This is a genomic window from Streptomyces sp. TLI_105 (assembly GCF_900105415.1).
Classification (GTDB): Bacteria; Actinomycetota; Actinomycetes; order Streptomycetales; family Streptomycetaceae; genus Streptomyces.
On sequence record NZ_FNSM01000001.1, the window covers coordinates 2,605,964 to 2,622,633 of the forward strand.

Here is a 16,670-nt window from a genome sequence, read left to right on the forward strand (position 1 = left end):
AGCCCCCACAAGGAGTCCTCCCGTGGCCATCTCGGTCTTCGACCTGTTCTCGATCGGCATCGGTCCGTCGAGCTCCCACACGGTGGGCCCCATGAGGGCTGCCCGGATGTTCGCCCGCCGCCTGAAGAACGAGGGCCTGCTCACCCACACGGCGTCGATACGGGCGGAGCTGTACGGCTCGCTCGGCGCGACCGGCCACGGCCACGGCACCCCCAAGGCGGTCCTGCTCGGCCTGGAGGGCAACTCGCCGCGCACGGTCGACGTGGAGAGCGCCGACGACGAGTTCGAGCGGATCAAGGCGAGCGGCCGGATCAACCTGCTCGGCGCGCACGAGATCCCGTTCTCGTTCGACGACGACCTGATCCTGCACCGCCGCAAGGCGCTCCCGTACCACGCCAACGGCATGACGGTCTTCGCGTACGACGCGGAGGGCGGGCTCGTCCTGGAGAAGACGTACTACTCGGTCGGTGGCGGCTTCGTCGTCGACGAGGACGCGGTGGCCGGCGAGAACCCGATCATCCCGGACGACACCGTCCTGAAGTACCCCTTCCGCACCGGCGACGAGCTGCTCCGCCTCACCAAGGAGACCGGCCTGTCGATCTCCTCCCTGATGCTGGAGAACGAGAAGGCCTGGCGCACCGAGGAGGAGATCCGCGCCGGCCTCCTGGAGATCTGGCGGGTCATGCAGGCCTGCGTCTCGCGCGGCATGTCCCGCGAGGGCATCCTGCCCGGCGGCCTGAAGGTCCGCCGCCGCGCCGCGACCTCCGCCCGCAAGCTGCGCTCCGAGGGCGACCCGAAGGCGCACGCGATGGAGTGGATCACCCTCTACGCGATGGCCGTGAACGAGGAGAACGCGGCGGGCGGCCGGGTGGTCACCGCCCCGACGAACGGCGCGGCCGGCATCATCCCGGCGGTCCTGCACTACTACATGAACTTCGTGCCCGGCGCCGACGAGGACGGGATCGTCCGCTTCCTCCTCGCGGCCGGCGCGGTCGGCATGCTCTTCAAGGAGAACGCCTCGATCTCCGGCGCCGAGGTCGGCTGCCAGGGCGAGGTCGGCTCGGCCTGCTCGATGGCGGCCGGCGCGCTCGCCGAGGTCCTCGGCGGCTCCCCGGAGCAGGTGGAGAACGCGGCCGAGATCGGCATGGAGCACAACCTGGGCCTGACCTGCGACCCGGTCGGCGGCCTGGTCCAGATCCCGTGCATCGAGCGGAACGGCATGGCGGCGGTCAAGGCCGTCACGGCGGCGAAGATGTCGATGCGCGGCGACGGCAGCCACCTGGTCTCCCTCGACAAGGTCATCAAGACCATGAAGGAGACGGGCGCCGACATGAGCGTCAAGTACAAGGAGACCGCGCGCGGCGGTCTCGCGGTGAACATCATCGAGTGCTGAACCGTTTCACCAGAACGGCCCGCCCCGGGACTCCCGGGGCGGGCCGTTCCTTTCCCGCCGGGCGGGAAGGTCACGCCTTGCTGTAGTGCGCCCAGAACTCGTCCCAGGACAGCACGCCGTCCCCGTTGTCGTCGCGCTGCTTGATGAGCGCCTCGGCGACCGACTCGGTGACGTGGAAGTCGCCCAGCTGCGCCATGACGTGCTTGTACTCCGCGGCGGTGATGAAGCCGTCGCCGTCCACGTCGAACTTGTTGAATGCCGTGCGTGCCGAGTCGATGTCCGCCACTGCGTCCGCCCCTTCTTGGTGCTTGTCTGACGGAGGTCAGATTAGCTGGCCGCGCGCTGCCGGATGATGGGGGCATGAGCGACGAGGTGGCACGGGTCCTGGCGGCGGCGGCACGCGGGGCGTTCCCGCCCCCGGACGGTTCGACGACGGTGGTGCCGCAGCCGGGCCCCCGGGACGCGGGGGTGCTGGCCTTCACCGCCCATTCGGTGGTCTTCACGGACGCCGACCCGGAGTGGGTGCGGGCCGCGCTGGCGGCCACGTCGGGCGACCCGCTCGCGGCGAGCATGAACCCGGGCTTCCTGCTCGCGTTGATGGCCCGCACCGGCCGGCACATGAACACCATCGACCTGCTCACGGTGGCGGACGCGCTGCCGGGCCCTCCCCCGCTGGAGCTCCGCGAGATCGACGACCCGGGGCACCCCCGGGTGGCGCGGGCGCTGAAGTTCCGCGACGACGTCCGGGTGTGGGCGGCCGACGGCGGGGTGCTTGTCCTGGGCCGGGGCGTCGCGGGCCGCTGGGAGGCGGCGATCGAGGTGGACGAGGAGGTGCGCCACCGGGGCCTGGGGCGGGCCCTGGCGACGGCGGCCCGCCACCTCACCCCGGGCGAGGTGGTGTGGGCCCAGCAGTCCCCGGGCAACGCCCGCAGCGTCCGCGTCTTCCAGGCGGCGGGCTACCGCCCGGTGGCCTCGGAGGCGCTCCTGATCGCCGGCTGAGCGGCTCCCGGAAGAACCGACTGAACCCGCCACCGGAAGAACCGGCCGGGCCCCTACCGGAAGAGCCGACCCGGCCCCCCTAACAGGAAGAGCCGGCCCGGCCCCCTACCGGAAGATGCCGGTGTGCCCCAGGGAGTAGCGGCCCGGCTGGGGGTAGACGGCGAGGCCGTGGGGGCCGCTGCCGACGGGGATGCGGGCGAGCTGCTTGCCGGTGGTGGTGTCGATCGCGTACACCTCGGAGTCGTAGCGTCCGGAGAGCCACAGGACCTTGCCGTCGGCGGAGACGCCGCCCATGTCGGGGGAGCCGCCGTCCGGGAGCCACCACTTCTTGGTGAGCTTGTTCTGCTGGAAGTCGAAGACGGAGACCGAGCCCTCGCCGCGGTTGGAGACGTACATCTCGCGCGAGTCGCGGCCGACGTAGAGGCCGTGGCAGCCCTTGCCGGTGGGGAGCAGGGTGGGGGTGGTGAACTTCTCGCCGTCCAGGACCCACATGCCGTGGGCCATCATGTCGGCGACGTAGAAGGTCTTGCCGTCCGGAGAGATCTTCACGTCCTGCGGCATGGCGCCCTCGAAGGGCAGTTTCTGCTGGCCGATCACCTCCATCTTCTCGGTGTCGACCTTGAGGAGTTCGCCGGAGAACTCGCAGGAGACGACGAAGTAGCGGCCGTCGGCGGAGAAGTCGGCGTGGTTGACGCCGTAGCAGCTGACGGGGACGGTCTTCTTCCGTTCCATGGTGTGCGGGTCGCGGAAGACGAGTTCGCGGTCGAGCGAGGCCATGACGACGGCGTACTTGCCGTTGGGCGTGAAGTAGAGGTTGTACGGGTCGTGGACCTCGACGGGCTTGCCGGCGACGCCGGTGGCCGGGTCGATGGGGGTGAGCGTGTGGCCCCGGTCGTTGTTGACCCAGAGGGTCTTCATGTCCCAGGAGGGGACGACGTGCTGGGGCTGGAGGCCGACCGGGATGGTCTCGACGACCTGGTAGGTCGTGGGGTCGATGACGGAGACGGTGTTGGAGTTGGTGTTGGGGACGTAGACCCGGGAGGGGAAGTTCCGCACCACCGGGGAGAGCCGGCCCGGCCGGTCGGCGGCGTAGACGTCGTGCGGGTCGAGCAGGGGCGGCATGCCGGGGAGTCCGGCGGGGGCGGTGGCCCGCTTGGGCACGGCGGGGGCGGCGGCCTTCTTCACGGGGGCGGCGCCCTCGGGGTGGTTCGCGGTGCCGCAGCCGGCGAGGGCGACGAGGAGGGCGGCGGCGAGGAGGGTCCTGGATCTCTTCTTGAGGTTTGCCATCAGCTCAGCAGCTCCGTGGTGGTGACCGCGCTCAGGCCGCGGCGGTCGAGATCGGCGAGGAGGAGGGGCAGCGCGGCGGCGGTGTCCGGGTAGCCGAAGTGCAGGCTGACGACGGATCCGGCGCGGACCGGCCCGGTGACGTTGCGGACGACGGCCGCGGCGCCGGGCGAGGTGAAGTCGAGGGAGTCGACGTCGTACGAGAGGACGTGCGGGTATCCGGCGCGGCGGGCGGCGCGCAGGACGGCGGGGGCGGCGTTCCGGGTGCGGGAGGGGCGGAACCAGGTGCCGACGGAGCCGGTGAGCCGGCGCAGCCGGGCGGCGCAGGCCTCGATCTCGGCGAGGGCCCGGGCCTCGGTCATGGCGTTGACGTCGATGTGGTGCTGGGTGTGGTTGCCGAGGTCGTGGCCGCCGTCGAGGATGCGGCGGGCCATGTCGGGGTGCTGGTCGAGCCAGCTGCCGACGGCGAGGACGGTGACGCGGGCGCCGGCCTTCTCCGCCTGGGTGAGGAGCCGCCGGGCGAGGGCGGGATCCCCCTGGCCGTGGAAGGTGAGGGCGACCCGGGGGCGGTCGCGGGGGCCGTGGGCGATCTCGTCCGGCTGTCCGGGGAAGCGGCGGGGTGCCGGGGCGGCGACGGGCGCGGGGGCGGGGCGGTGCCCGGCGGCGGGGTGGTGCCCGGTGGCGGGGTGGTGCCCGGTGGCGGGGGCGGGGCGGGGTTCCGTGCCGCACGCGGTGGAGAGGGCTCCCGCGAGGGCGGCGGCCGCGCCCGCGCGGAGGGCTCCTCGGCGGTCGGTCGGCTTCACGCGACCATTCAAGAGGGATACCGACCCATTGGCGCCGATTAGGCCAATTCAGGACGTTTGCACCTACATGTCGAGCGTCCAGCATGCGGACGACACCCAGAAACACCCAGCGAACCGCATAGCCATTCACTGTTTACAAGGCGAGTGCTACACGTCACCAACGATTCATAATTGAACTGTCCACTTTTGCCCCACCTTGCCCCGCTAGGGACTTTTGGCGGCAAGGCCCCCCGTCTGCCATAGTCGGAGACACGACCCCCATTGACCCGGGCCAGGTCGACATAGCGGCCGTGGATACACCCCCCCGTCCACGGCACACCACACGGAAGCCCCCACGCGCCTCACCACGGCGCACGGGGGCTTCCGTGCGTCCGGGGCGCGTCAGCGGTCCGAGACCCGCATCTCGAACCAGGTCGTCTTGCCGCGCGGCGCCAGGTCCACGCCCCAGCGGTCGGCCAGCTTGTCGACGAGGAAGAGCCCGCGGCCGCTGATGTCGAGCTCGTGCACCGGCATCAGACAGGGCAGTCCCCGCGAGGGGTCGCGCACCTCGATCCGGATCCAGCCGCGGCGCCGCTGTAACCGCAGCGCGAAGACGCGGGCGCCGGTGTGCCGGACGGCGTTCCCGACGAGCTCCGAGACGAGCAGCACCGCGTGCTCGGCGAGCTGGGGGCCGAGCGCCCACTGTCGCAGCAGGACGTGCTGGGTGAGCCTGCGGGCCACCCACGCGGACTCGGGGCGGGACGGCAGCCGGACATCCTCCTCGGCCGGGTTGCCGTACAACTCCACTGCGTCGGCGGCCTGTTCGTCGTCCGCGACCGGTGACCACCGCGGTGCGGCGGCGCTCGCGCGCTGCCCCGGTTGTTCCCTACCCGCCATGCCCCCCATCATGGCCGCACGGAGCCCTCCGCGGGGGCCGTTCCGATGGAATCGGCCCCCACCCGTGAAGGATCGTCAGGCGAACTTCGCCTTGCCCGGGCCCTCCTCGACGAAGCTGCGCATCCCGGTCTCGCGGTCCTCGGTCGCGAACAGGGCGGAGAACCAGGTGCGCTCGATGGCGAGACCGGTGTCGATGTCGGCCTCCAGGCCCTGGTCGATCGCCTCCTTCGCGGCCCGCAGGGCGACGGCCGGACCCTGCGCCAGCTTGGCGGCCCAGGCGTGCGCCTGGTCGTACACCTCGGCGGCCGGGACGACCCGGTCGACCAGACCGAGCGTCAGGGCCTCGTCGGCCTTCACCATCCGGCCGGTGAAGATGAGGTCCTTGGCCTTGGAGGGGCCGACGAGCCGGGACAGGCGCTGGGTGCCGCCCGCGCCGGGGATCAGGCCGAGGAGGATCTCCGGCTGGCCCAGCTTGGCGTTGTCGGCGGCGATCCGGTAGTCGGCGCAGAGCGCGAGCTCGCAGCCGCCGCCCAGCGCGTAACCGGTGATCGCGGCGACGACCGGCTTCGGGATGCGGGCGACGGCGGTGAAGGAGTCCTGAAGGGCGCGCGAGCGCTTGACCATGGCCACGTGGTCCATGACCTGCATCTCCTTGATGTCCGCGCCGGCGGCGAACACCTTCTCGCCGCCGTAGAGGACCACGGCCCGCACGTCGTCGCGGTCGGTCGCCTCCTGGGCCAGCTCGCGCAGCCGGTCCTGGGTGGCGATGTCCAGCGCGTTCATCGGGGGGCGGTCGAGGCGGATCGTGCCGACGCCATCGGCGACTTCGAGGTTCACAGTCATGGGGAAAGGTTAGTGGCGGGGGGTCTGGGGGTCTCCCCCCAGAAGGCACAGCACGAGAAGGGGCCCGGTGCTGTTGCTCACAGCACCGGGCCCCCCTCACTGCGGATCCGACGGATCTAGGCGATCCACTCCGACCAGTCCATGTTCCAGCCGTTGAGGCCGTTCTCCGGAGTGATCTGCTTGTCCTTGGAGTTCTTCACGATCACGACGTCGCCGATGATCGAGCGGTCGTAGAACCAGGCGGCCGGCGTCGAGCTGTCGCCCGCGCCCCGCGCGTCCTCCAGGCCGACGCAGCCGTGGCTGACGTTGCTGGAGCCGAAGGTCGAGGACGGCGCCCAGTAGTTGCCGTGGACGAAGGTGCCCGAGTTGGACAGGCGCATGGCGTGCGGCACGTCCTTGATGTCGTACTCGCCGCCGAAGCCGACCGTGGCCCCGTTCATGCGGGTCACCTTGTACTTCTCGCTGATGACCATCTGACCGTTGTACGTGGTCGTGGACGGCGCGCCCGCGGTGATCGGCAGCGTCTTGATGATCGCGCCGTCCCGCTCGACCTTCATCGTCTTGGCGCTCGCGTCGACGGTGGAGACCTGACGGCGGCCGATGGTGAAGGAGATCGACTTCTTCTGCTTGCCGTAGACACCGGGGCGGCCCTCGACGCCGTCCAGGTTCAGCTCGACCGTCACCTTGGTGCCGGCGGCCCAGTAGTCCTCCGGGCGGAAGTCGAGGCGGTCGTTGCCGAACCAGTGGCCCTCGATCCGGACGGCCGGGACGGCCGTCACCTTGATGGCCTTCTCGACGGCCTCGGGGTCGGTGATGCCCCGGCTGAAGTTGATGGAGACCGGCATGCCGACGCCGACGGTCGAACCGTCCTCGGGCGTGTACTGGCCGATGAAGGTGTTCTTCGGGACCAGCGTGGTGAAGGTGGTGTCCTTCGCCGACTCGCGGCCCTCGGTGTCCTTCGCGATCGCGTGGACCTTGTACTGGGTGGCCGCGGCCAGGTGCGCGCTCGGCGACCAGCTGGCGCCGTCCGCGGCGATCTTGCCCTCGACCTTGTCGCCCTTGGAGTCGGCGACCTCGACGGTGGTCAGCTTGCCCTGCGCCGCGGTGATCTTGAGGGCTCCGCTGGTGGCGACCGAGTCGGCGCCGTCCTTCGGAAGGATCGTCACGACCGCCTGGGAGGCCGCGTTCTCCTGCTTGCCGCCGCCCTGGGCCGCCGGCCCCTGTCCCCCCGCACCGCCGCCGGTGGCGGTCTCACCACCGCCGCACGCGGTCAGGACCAGGAGCAGTGCCCCCGCCGCCAGGGCCTGCAGTCCGACGCCCCCGCGTCGGCCGCGCCGCCCCGTCGCTCCTACCGATGCCCCCGATATCGGCTGCCCGTTCACTGTGGTCTTCTCCCCTCGCACGGCCCGGCAATGCCAGGGCCCCACCCCCGTGCGCATCCACTCGCGCACACAGCGCTAGATAATCACACCGCAGGACACGAAAGTTCCTCGTGAATGTCACCGTTCGGCACCAGTGGGCGTGATACGGGAGACCGCCCGGACTCACCTCAGCGCGGAGCCCGCCTTCCACCGGTCCCAGTCCAGGTTCCAGCCGCCGAGGCCGTTGTCGGGGGCGACCTCCTTGTCGTGGGAGTTGACCACCTCCACCACGTCGCCGACGAGCGTCCGGTCGAAGAACCAGCCCGCGGGCGAGTCCGCGCTGCCGCCCTTCTCGTCCCGCAGGCCCACGCAGCCGTGGCTGACGTTGGCGGAGCCGAAGGTGGAGGCCGCCGCCCAGTAGTTGCCGTGCAGGAAGGTCCCCGAGTCGGTCAGACGCATCGCGTGCGGCACGTCCTTGATGTCGTACTCGCCGCCGAAGCCGACCGTCCTGCCGTCCATCCGGGTCACGTCGTACAGCTCGGTCACGACCATCTTCCCGTTGTACGTGGTGGTCTTCGGCGCGCCCGCCGTGACCGGCAGCGTGGCGAGCACCTCGCCGTTCCGCCGGACCTCCATCGTGTGCTCCTCGGCGTCGACCAGGGAGACCTGGGAGCGGCCGACGGTGAAGCCGACCTTCTTGCGCTGGATGCCGTACACCCCGGGCGCCCCCTCGACGTCCCGCAGCGCGAGCTCGACGGTCACCTTCGTGCCGGGCCGCCAGTACGCCGCGGGCCGGAAGTCCAGCCGCTCCTTGCCGAACCAGTGGCCGACGACCTCCACCGGCGGCTCCGAGGTGACGCGGACGGCCCGCTCGACCTCGGCCCGGTTCTCGATCGGCCGGTTGAAGCCGAAGGAGACGATCATGCCGGTGCCGACCGTGGAACGGTTCTCCGGCTTGAAGTAGCCGATGAAGCGGGACCCGGGGACGACGGTGGTGAAGGTGGTGTGCCGGGCCGAGCGCCGCCCGTGCCCGTCGAGCGCGACCGCGTCCACGCTGTACTTGGCGGCCAGCGCGAGCCGGGTGCCCGGCCGGGGCCGCCAGCGCAGCCCGTCCGCCGAGATCTCCCCGGCGACCCCGGCCCGCAGACCGTCCTCGACCTGCACGACCGTCACCCGCTCCAGCCGTCCGCTGTCCACCCTCACCTCGACGGGCCCGCCGGCCGGCACCGCCCGGCTGCCGTCCTCCGGACTCACCCGGATGACGTCGCCCGGGGCCCGCGCCTTGCCCGGCAGGCTGATGCCGACGCCCCCCTCGCCGTCCGCCCCGGTGCAGCCCGCGAGGCCCGTCGCAAGCCCCGCCACCAGTCCCGTCGCCACGAGGGCCCGCCTCGCCCGCTCCCATACAAGTGTCACGCTCGGCCCAACGACGGCCACCCTCCAGGGGAAACGTGCGTGCGGGTCATGTTGGGAGCACGGCCGTGCGGGCAGAACAGAGGGAGAACCACCCGCGGGAGCGGCGGCCGGGACGTCGCCGCTCCCGCGGGTGCGAGCCCGACGAGCCGCGGGAGGCCGGGACGGTGGCGAGCGCAGCCGAGCAGGAGGCGGTGTCCGAGCATGCCCTGGAGCGGGCCGTGCCACCGGTGTGGCCGGGGGCGCCGACCCCCTTGGGGGCCCGCTGCCGGGTCGGCCCCGGCGGGGTGACGGGCACCAACTTCGCCCTGTGGGCGGGCGGGGCGGAGGCCGTGGAGCTGTGCCTCTTCGACGCCGACGGCACGGAGACACGACTCCGGCTGACCGAACTGACGCACGAGATCTGGCACGGCTTCGTGCCGGGCGTCGGACCGGGACAGCGGTACGGCTACCGGGTGCACGGCCGCTGGGACCCGTGGACGGGCGCCCGCTGGAACCCGGCGAAGCTGCTCCTCGACCCGTACGCCCGGGCCGTCGACGGCGACTTCGCGGCGCTGCCCCCGGAGGCGTACGGGCACGTCCGGGACTGGCCGCAGCAGCACGTGGCCGACACCGTCCGCGACGAGCGGGACTCCGCCCCGTACGTCCCCAAGGGGGTCGTCGTCCATGACGACGACGACTGGTCCGACGACCGCAGGCCCAAGACGCCCTGGCAGGACTCGGTCATCTACGAGCTGCACGTCAAGGGCTTCACCAAACTCCACCCCGACATTCCGGAGCACCTGCGGGGCACGTACGCGGGGCTCGCCCACCCCGCCGCGATCGACCACCTCGCACGCCTCGGCGTGACGGCGGTCGAACTCCTCCCCGTCCACCAGTTCGCCCACGAGGACCACCTCCTGCGGCGCGGGCTGCGCAACTACTGGGGCTACAACTCGATCGGCTACTTCGCCCCGCACGCCGGCTACTCCTCCTCCGGGACGGCCGGGCAGCAGGTCGGCGAGTTCAAACGGATGGTGCGGGCGCTGCACGCGGCCGGGATCGAGGTCATCCTCGACGTCGTCTACAACCACACGGCGGAGGCGGGCGAACTCGGCCCCACCCTCTCCCTGAAGGGCATCGACAACCGCGGCTACTACCGGCTCCAGTCCGACGCCCGCCGGTACGCCGACTACACGGGCTGCGGCAACACCCTGCACGTCGTGCAGCCGCAGGTCCTCCGCCTCATCACCGACTCCCTGCGCTACTGGGTGACCGAGATGGGCGTCGACGGCTTCCGCTTCGACCTCGCGGCGGCCCTGGCCCGCTCGATGCACGACGTCGACATGCTCTCCCCCTTCCTCGCCGTGATCGCCCAGGACCCGGTCCTGCGCCGGGTCAAGCTCATCGCCGAACCCTGGGACGTCGGCAACGGCGGCTACCAGGTCGGCGCCTTCCCACCCCTGTGGACCGAGTGGAACGACCGCTACCGGGACGCCGTCCGGGACTTCTGGCGTGGGGCGCTGCCCGACGTGCGGGACCTCGGCTACCGGCTGTCCGGCTCCAGCGACCTGTACGCCTGGGGCGGACGCCGCCCGTACGCCTCCGTCAACTTCGTCACCGCCCACGACGGCTTCACCCTCCGCGACCTCGTCACGTACGAACGCAAGCACAACGAGGCCAACGGCGAGGGCAACCGGGACGGCACCCACGACAACCGCTCCTGGAACTGCGGCGTGGAGGGCGAGACCGACGACCCCGAGATCAACTCCCTCCGCCTCCGCCAGCAGCGCAACCTCCTCACCACCCTCCTCCTCTCCACCGGCGTCCCGATGCTCGTCGCCGGCGACGAGATGGGCCGCACCCAGGACGGCAACAACAACGCCTACTGCCAGGACAACGAACTCGGCTGGCTCGACTGGTCGCTCCCGGACGACCCCGGCCGGGCCGGCCTGCTCGCCATCTCCCGCCGGCTCCTCTCCCTCCGCCACCGCCACCCGGTACTGCGCCGCCGGGCCTTCTTCTCCGGCCGGCCGCAGGGCGCGGACGGGCTGCGGGACCTGGCCTGGTTCACCGCCGAGGGCACCGAGATGACGGAACGGGACTGGTACGCGCCGACGGCCACGCTCGGCCTCTACCTGTCGGGCCGCGACATCCCGGGGCGGGACGCGCGGGGCGAGCAGATCACCGACGACAGCTTCCTCGCCGTCCTCCACGCCGACCACCGCCCCCTGGACTTCCGGCTGCCGGGACCGCCGTGGGCGGAGTCGTACGAGCTGGTCGTCGACACGGCGCGGGACGACCAGTCGACGGCCCCGGGCACCCGCCACCCGGGGGGCGGGACGCTCAGGGTGGAGGGGCGGTCGGTGGTGCTGCTGCGGGTGGAGGCGTGAGGGGGCGGATCAGCGGAGGGTGACGTAACAGGTGTAGTCGCCGGTGACGGTGGAGTCGGGACCGGTGTAGCCCTGGCTGATGCTCGTGCCGCCGTAGATCTGGTACGAGCCCGAGGGCCGGGCTCCCGAGACCCACGCGGCGGGCGCGGAGCGGAACCGGGCACGGCACTTCTCGCCGGCCGCCGCCTCCCCCACGCCGGTCGGGTCGCCCTGGACCGTCTTCTCGACCCGTGCGCGACCGAAGACGCGCAGGTCCGCCTCCTTGCCGCAGGGGACCGGCAGGACCCGGTCCATGGACCCGAGGCCGGTGTCCAGGGAGGCGCAGGCGCCGGGCTTCAGCACGCCCAGGGTGGTGGTGGCCCGTTCGGCTTCCTGGGACCGCTCACCGGCGGGCAGGGGCGGCACCGTGGTCCGTCCGTGGTCCGCCAGGGCGTACTCCGCGCGCAGCGAGGTCACCCCGACGAGGACGTCCTGGGCGTGCAGGACGCCGAGCACCGACCGGAAGTCCGCCTCGGCCCTGACCAGACGGCCGTCCCTGTCGAGGACGACGGTCAGCGGCACCTTGCCGACGACGCCGTGGTCCAGGTGGAACCCGATCTCCGGGGGCAGGGCCTCGGCCGCGGTCTCGGCGTAGATCCGCACCTCGTAGCGGCGGCCGCCGTCGGCGGTGTGCTCGGGGCTCCGCTCCGGTTCCGCGTGGCGCACCACCTCGGCCAGGGTGTGGCCCCAGGGGGCGGTCTCGCCCGCGTACTCCAGGAAACCGTCGACGGTGTCGACGAACTCCATGGAGCCGGAGGAGGAGTAGCGCAGCCAGGTACCGCGCGAGGTCCGGTAGCTGACGTCGTTCTCCTCGACGGCGTACTGCTCGCGGACGGTGACGCCCGGGGCGCGGCCGAGGTCCTGGGTCGCCGCCTTCTCGGGGAAGCGGCGCGGGACGTCGACGGACCGCTCGACGCGGGCGGTGTCCTTCGCGTAGTCGAGGACGCCGGTGGTCCGCTCCACGGCGCTGCCCCCGGCCGAGCCGTAGGTGACGGTGGCGGTGAAGCGGGCCGAGCCGCTCGCGGCGGTCGCCCTCGAAGCGGCGCCCAGCTGGTCCTCCAGCCGCTCCGCGAAGACCGGCTTGCCGGTCGGCGAGGCCGCCTTCGCGGCCGGTTCCTCCGCCTGCCCGGCCGCCTGGCAGCCGACGGCCGCGAACAGCAGCGGCAGCGCGAGGGCCGCCGTACGGAATCTTCTGGAATGCCTCATGGTCGTTCTTCCCGCCCCTGGTCGATCTTCAGATCGGGGATCCTACGGAACGTGTCCTTCCGCACGTACGGCGGCCAGGGCGAGGCGGCGGCCGGCGACAGGACCGTACGGCCTGACGCGGCGGCCCGTACCGCCGCGGACAGCTCCTCGCGGGGCGCGTCCTCCAGGAGGTACCCGGTGGCGCCGGCCTCGATCGCCGGGAGGGTGTCGGTGTCCGTGTCGTACGTGGTGAGGACGAGGGTCCGGGGCCGGACGCCGGCCATGGCGCTCGAACCGGCATCAGCCGATCGGTCGATGCCGGGATACGACTCCAGGACCGCGAGATCCGCCGACCGGTCCGGCACGGGAAAATCGGATGAGGCGTGTCAGTGGTGAACCGTATGGTCGGACCTGATGCCCGAGAAACCGATCCCCCCGCACCCCGACCGCTCGACGGTCCGTGTCCTGCTCCGTCTCCGGCCGTACGTGCGGCCCGTGCGGGGTCGGCTCGTGACGGCCGCGATCGTCGCGATCGTCGCCTCCTGTCTGTCGCTCGTCATCCCGATCGTCCTGAAGTGGCTGGTCGACGGACCCGTCACGGACCGGGACCCCGGGGGCGTCTGGCTCGGCGCGCTGTACCTGCTGCTCCTGGGGATCGCCGAGGCCGTCCTGTTCGGCTTCCGCCGCTGGCTGGTGGCCCGCCCGCTGTCCGCCGTGGAGGCCAGGATGCGGGCCGACCTGTACGGCAGGCTCCAGCGGCTCCCGATCGCCTTCCACGACCGGTGGGCCTCCGGACAGCTGCTCTCGCGCGGCACGACGGACCTGATGCTGGTGCGGATGTTCCTGGCCTTCCCGCTGACGTTCCTCCTGGTCAACGCCGTGACGATCCTCGCCGGTTACGTCCTCCTCCTGACCCAGGACTGGACCCTCGGCCTCGTGCTCCTCACGCCCGTGCTCCCGCTCGTGCTCGCCTCCAACTTCTTCGAGCGCCGGTACGGGGTGGTGGCGCGGCGGGCCCAGGACCAGGTCGGCGACCTGACGACGGTCGTCGAGGAGAGCGTCCTCGGCATCCGGATCGTGAAGGGCTTCGGCCGCCACCGCAGCCAGGCGAAGGCCTTCCGCGAACTCTCCGGACACCTCCGCGGCACGGAACTGGCCAAGGCGCGGCTGCTCGCCATGATCTGGGCCGTCATCACCGTCGTACCGGAACTGGCCATCGGGGCCGCGCTCGTGCTCGGCACGGTCCAGGTCGCCGACGGGGACCTGTCGGCGGGCACCCTCGTCGCGTTCCTGTCCACGGCCCTGGCGCTGCGCTGGCCGGTGGAGTCGATCGGCTTCCTCCTCGCGATGAGCCAGGAGGCGGCGACCGCCACGGAACGCTACTTCGAGGTGATGGACGCCGAGGAGGAACCGGACACGGCCGAGGCCACCGGGGACGGCGGCGTCCCGGACGGGGTCCGCTTCGAGGGCGTCACCTTCCGCTACCCGGACGCCTCCGAGGAGACGCCCCCCGTCCTGAACGGCATCGACCTCCACATCCGCCCCGGCGAGACCCTGGCCCTGGTCGGCGGCACCGGCTCCGGCAAGACGACCCTCACGGCCCTCGTGCCGCGCCTGCACGAGGCGACGGCCGGCCGCATCCTCCTCGACGGCGAGGACATCGCCCTCATGGAACGGGAGAAGCTCCGCTCCCTCGTCTCCATGGCGTTCGAGGAGCCGACGCTGTTCTCCGCGAGCGTCGGCGAGAACGTCCTGATGGGCGCGGAAGGAGCCGGCGAACCGGAGCTGCGCCGCGCCCTGGGCGTCGCCCAGGCGGACGGCTTCGTCGACCGGCTGCCCGAGGGGACCGCGACCCAGGTCGGCGAGCAGGGCCTCAGCCTCTCCGGCGGCCAGCGGCAGCGGCTCGCCCTGGCCCGCGCGGTGGTCGGCAAGCCCCGCTTCCTCGTCCTGGACGACCCGCTCTCGGCGCTCGACGTCCACACGGAGGCCCGGGTCGAGGCGGCCCTGCGGGAGGTCCTCAAGGAGACGACGGCCCTGGTCGTGGCGCACCGCCCGTCGACGGTGATGCTCGCCGACCGGGTCGCGCTGCTCTCGCGCGGCCGGATCGCGGCCGTGGGCACCCATCAGGAACTGCTGCGCAGCAGCGCCGAGTACGCCTGGCTGATGTCCGGCGAGGGGGACGAGAACCGATGACGGACACCACGCTCACGGAAACACCGGAACGGAAGGCCCCGGCCGAACCGTCCGACCCCTTCGACCGCGACGACCTGCCCGCGCCCCCGGGAGCGACCGGAGCCCTGCTCCGCTCCCTCCTGGCCCCCCATCGCACGCGGGTCGTGATCGCGGCCCTGGTCCTCCTCGTCAGGGAGGCGGCGCTGCAGGCGGGCCCGCTGCTCGTCGCGTACGCCATCGACCGCGGCGTCCCGGCCTTCCGCGCGGGGGACCACGGCCCCGTCATCGCCGTGGGCGTCGGCTACCTCCTCTGCGCCGCCCTGTCGGGCGTCCTCCAGTACGCCTTCGTACGCGGAGCCGCCCGCATCAACCAGGACGCGCTGCTCGACCTGCGCGGCCGGATCTTCCGGCACGCGCAGGTGCTGAGCGTCGACTTCCACGAGCGGTACACCTCGGGCCGGCTGATCTCCCGCTCGACCACGGACGTCGAGTCCCTCCGCGAACTGCTCTCGGAGGGCCTGCAGGAACTGATCGGCGTCGTCCTCTCCTTCGTCTCGATCTCCCTCATCCTCCTCTCTCTGGACTGGGGCATCGGAGCGCTGGCGGTCGCCTCCTTCTTCCCCCTCCACCTCCTCATCCGGCTCTACCAGCGGCGCGCGGGCAAGGTGTACGCGGAGCGTTCCACGGCCATCGCGGGCGTGATCGTGAAGTTCGCGGAGACGATGAACGGCATCCGCCCGGTCAGGGCGTTCCGCCGGGAGAGGGCCAACGACGCCGAGTTCGCGGCGCTCAACCACCGCCACGAGCGGAGCAACGGCGACGCCCTCCTCGAAATGGCCCGCTACGTGGTCGGCTCGCGCCTGGTGGCGAACACGGCGGTGGCCGGCATGTGCCTCTGGGGCGCTTACCGGGTGGCGGCCGGAACGCTCGAACTGGGCGTCCTGGCCGCGGCGGTCCTCTACATGCGCCGCCTGTACGACCCGATCGACCGCCTGGGCATGTTCCTGAACTCGTACGAGTCGGCGGCGGCGTCCCTCACCAAGATCGCCGGCCTCCTGGCCCAGGCCCCCGGAGTCCCGGAGACGACGACACCCCACGAACTCCCCCACCGCACCGGGGCCCCCGGCAGGGAGATCGTCTTCGACGCGGTGAGATTCGCCTACCGAACGGGCGGCGAGGTCCTCCCCCGCCTCGACCTGACGATCCCGGCGGGCCAGACGGTCGCGGTGGTCGGCGCGACGGGCGCGGGCAAGTCGACGCTGGCGAAACTGCTGGCCCGCTTCTACGACCCGACGGAAGGCCACGTCAGGCTCGACGGCGTGGACCTCCGCGACCTCACGACCCCCGACCTCCGCCGCGGGATCGTGATGGTCACCCAGGAGGCGTTCCTCTTCTCCGGCACGGTCGCGGAGAACATCGCGATCGGCCGCCCGGACGCGACCCGCGACGAGATCGAAGCCGCGGCGAAGGCCATCGGGGCACACGAGTTCATCACGAGCCTCCCGGACGGCTACGACACGGACGTCCGCAAGCGCGGTGGCCGGATCTCGGCCGGCCAACGCCAACTGGTGGCCTTCGCCCGCGCCCTGCTGGCGGACCCGGCGGTCCTGATCCTGGACGAGGCGACCAGCTCCCTGGACGTACCGGGCGAGCGGGCGGTGCAACGGGCGATGGACACGGTCCTGGCGGGCCGTACGGCGGTGGTCATCGCCCACCGTCTGTCGACGGTCGAGGTGGCGGACCGCGTCCTGGTGATGGAGTCGGGCCGGATCGTCGAGGACGGCCCCCCGTCGACCCTGGTGAAGGGCGAGGGTCACTACGCGGGCCTGCACCAGGCGTGGCGGGACAGCCTGGTGGGTTGAGGGTCAGCGGCCCACGGACGGAAGCGGGGGACGGGCAGGGGGTCGCGTTCGGGACGTGAAGCGTGATGTGT

Annotated in this window: 13 protein-coding genes and 1 pseudogene; 5 read left to right on the forward strand and 9 right to left on the reverse strand. The window is 72.1% G+C overall.

The genetic code is table 11. The features are described from left to right. Nucleotides 1–22: 22 nt before the first annotated feature. Nucleotides 23–1,393 carry an L-serine ammonia-lyase gene (locus BLW86_RS11750; RefSeq protein ID WP_093873993.1) on the forward strand — a complete coding sequence of 457 codons (1,371 nt, stop codon included), beginning with the start codon at nt 23–25 and terminating at the stop codon, nt 1,391–1,393. A 70-nt stretch (nt 1,394–1,463) separates the two neighbouring features. Here the strand turns inward: BLW86_RS11750 and BLW86_RS11755 are convergent, their stop codons facing one another. Further along, on the reverse strand, nt 1,464–1,679 hold the full coding sequence (locus BLW86_RS11755; protein WP_093873994.1) for an EF-hand domain-containing protein: 216 nt from the start codon (nt 1,677–1,679) through the stop codon (nt 1,464–1,466). Nucleotides 1,680–1,753: 74 nt separating this feature from the next. Between BLW86_RS11755 and BLW86_RS11760 the strand changes: the two genes are divergently transcribed. Next, the gene (locus tag BLW86_RS11760; protein ID WP_093873995.1) at nt 1,754–2,392 is read left to right on the forward strand and encodes a GNAT family N-acetyltransferase; all 639 of its coding nucleotides are present in this window, start codon (nt 1,754–1,756) and stop codon (nt 2,390–2,392) included. A 105-nt stretch (nt 2,393–2,497) separates the two neighbouring features. Here BLW86_RS11760 and BLW86_RS11765 read toward each other — a convergent pair whose 3' ends face one another. The 6 genes from BLW86_RS11765 to BLW86_RS11790 form a co-directional block, all read right to left on the reverse strand. After that, a complete protein-coding gene (locus tag BLW86_RS11765; RefSeq protein WP_093873996.1) occupies nt 2,498–3,679 on the reverse strand; it encodes a YncE family protein in 1,182 nt (393 codons plus the stop codon). After that, the gene (locus BLW86_RS11770) at nt 3,679–4,479 is read right to left on the reverse strand and encodes a polysaccharide deacetylase family protein (RefSeq protein ID WP_177181628.1); all 801 of its coding nucleotides are present in this window, start codon (nt 4,477–4,479) and stop codon (nt 3,679–3,681) included. Before BLW86_RS11770 ends, BLW86_RS11765 begins: the two co-directional genes overlap by 1 nt. Before the next feature lie 381 nt (nt 4,480–4,860). Continuing rightward, complete coding sequence (locus tag BLW86_RS11775) at nt 4,861–5,364, reverse strand: ATP-binding protein (RefSeq protein WP_093878613.1); 504 nt, start codon at nt 5,362–5,364, stop codon at nt 4,861–4,863. Between the two features lie 66 nt (nt 5,365–5,430). Continuing rightward, the gene (locus tag BLW86_RS11780) at nt 5,431–6,198 is read right to left on the reverse strand and encodes an enoyl-CoA hydratase/isomerase family protein (protein WP_093873998.1); all 768 of its coding nucleotides are present in this window, start codon (nt 6,196–6,198) and stop codon (nt 5,431–5,433) included. Nucleotides 6,199–6,314: 116 nt separating this feature from the next. Next, nucleotides 6,315–7,580 carry a L,D-transpeptidase gene (locus BLW86_RS11785; protein WP_093873999.1) on the reverse strand — a complete coding sequence of 422 codons (1,266 nt, stop codon included), beginning with the start codon at nt 7,578–7,580 and terminating at the stop codon, nt 6,315–6,317. A 162-nt stretch (nt 7,581–7,742) separates the two neighbouring features. Further along, nucleotides 7,743–8,972: a L,D-transpeptidase gene (locus BLW86_RS11790; RefSeq protein ID WP_371129470.1), complete on the reverse strand. Its 1,230-nt coding sequence runs from the start codon at nt 8,970–8,972 to the stop codon at nt 7,743–7,745. Nucleotides 8,973–9,136: 164 nt separating this feature from the next. On the opposite strand from BLW86_RS11790, the gene glgX reads away from it, so the two are divergent. Further along, nucleotides 9,137–11,341: a glycogen debranching protein GlgX gene (gene glgX, locus BLW86_RS11795; protein ID WP_093874001.1), complete on the forward strand. Its 2,205-nt coding sequence runs from the start codon at nt 9,137–9,139 to the stop codon at nt 11,339–11,341. A gap of 9 nt (nt 11,342–11,350) precedes the next feature. Here glgX and BLW86_RS11800 read toward each other — a convergent pair whose 3' ends face one another. Together BLW86_RS11800 and BLW86_RS43105 are read right to left on the reverse strand one after the other, a co-directional pair. Further along, nucleotides 11,351–12,586, reverse strand: a complete 1,236-nt coding sequence (locus BLW86_RS11800) for a hypothetical protein (protein ID WP_093874002.1) — start codon at nt 12,584–12,586, stop codon at nt 11,351–11,353. 80 nt (nt 12,587–12,666) lie between these two features. Next, nucleotides 12,667–12,843, reverse strand: a pseudogene (locus tag BLW86_RS43105) (DNA-binding response regulator); the annotation flags it as partial. Nucleotides 12,844–12,979: 136 nt separating this feature from the next. Between BLW86_RS43105 and BLW86_RS11810 the strand changes: the two are divergent. Together BLW86_RS11810 and BLW86_RS11815 are read left to right on the forward strand one after the other, a co-directional pair. Further along, entirely contained in the window at nt 12,980–14,758 is a 1,779-nt protein-coding gene (locus BLW86_RS11810) for an ABC transporter ATP-binding protein (protein WP_093874003.1), read from the forward strand. Continuing rightward, the gene (locus BLW86_RS11815; RefSeq protein ID WP_093874004.1) at nt 14,755–16,599 is read left to right on the forward strand and encodes an ABC transporter ATP-binding protein; all 1,845 of its coding nucleotides are present in this window, start codon (nt 14,755–14,757) and stop codon (nt 16,597–16,599) included. Before BLW86_RS11810 ends, BLW86_RS11815 begins: the two co-directional genes overlap by 4 nt. Nucleotides 16,600–16,670: the final 71 nt, after the last annotated feature.

What these genes read in the sequence shown, in the direction of transcription:
- BLW86_RS11760 (WP_093873995.1), top strand. Translation starts at nt 1,754, where the DNA reads ATGAGCGACGAGGTGGCACGGGTCCTGGCGGCGGCGGCACGCGGGGCG.
- BLW86_RS11765 (WP_093873996.1), bottom strand. Translation starts at nt 3,679, where the DNA reads ATGGCAAACCTCAAGAAGAGATCCAGGACCCTCCTCGCCGCCGCCCTC.
- BLW86_RS11775 (WP_093878613.1), bottom strand. Translation starts at nt 5,364, where the DNA reads ATGGGGGGCATGGCGGGTAGGGAACAACCGGGGCAGCGCGCGAGCGCC.
- BLW86_RS11780 (WP_093873998.1), bottom strand. Translation starts at nt 6,198, where the DNA reads ATGACTGTGAACCTCGAAGTCGCCGATGGCGTCGGCACGATCCGCCTC.
- BLW86_RS11800 (WP_093874002.1), bottom strand. Translation starts at nt 12,586, where the DNA reads ATGAGGCATTCCAGAAGATTCCGTACGGCGGCCCTCGCGCTGCCGCTG.
- BLW86_RS11810 (WP_093874003.1), top strand. Translation starts at nt 12,980, where the DNA reads ATGCCCGAGAAACCGATCCCCCCGCACCCCGACCGCTCGACGGTCCGT.
- BLW86_RS11815 (WP_093874004.1), top strand. Translation starts at nt 14,755, where the DNA reads ATGACGGACACCACGCTCACGGAAACACCGGAACGGAAGGCCCCGGCC.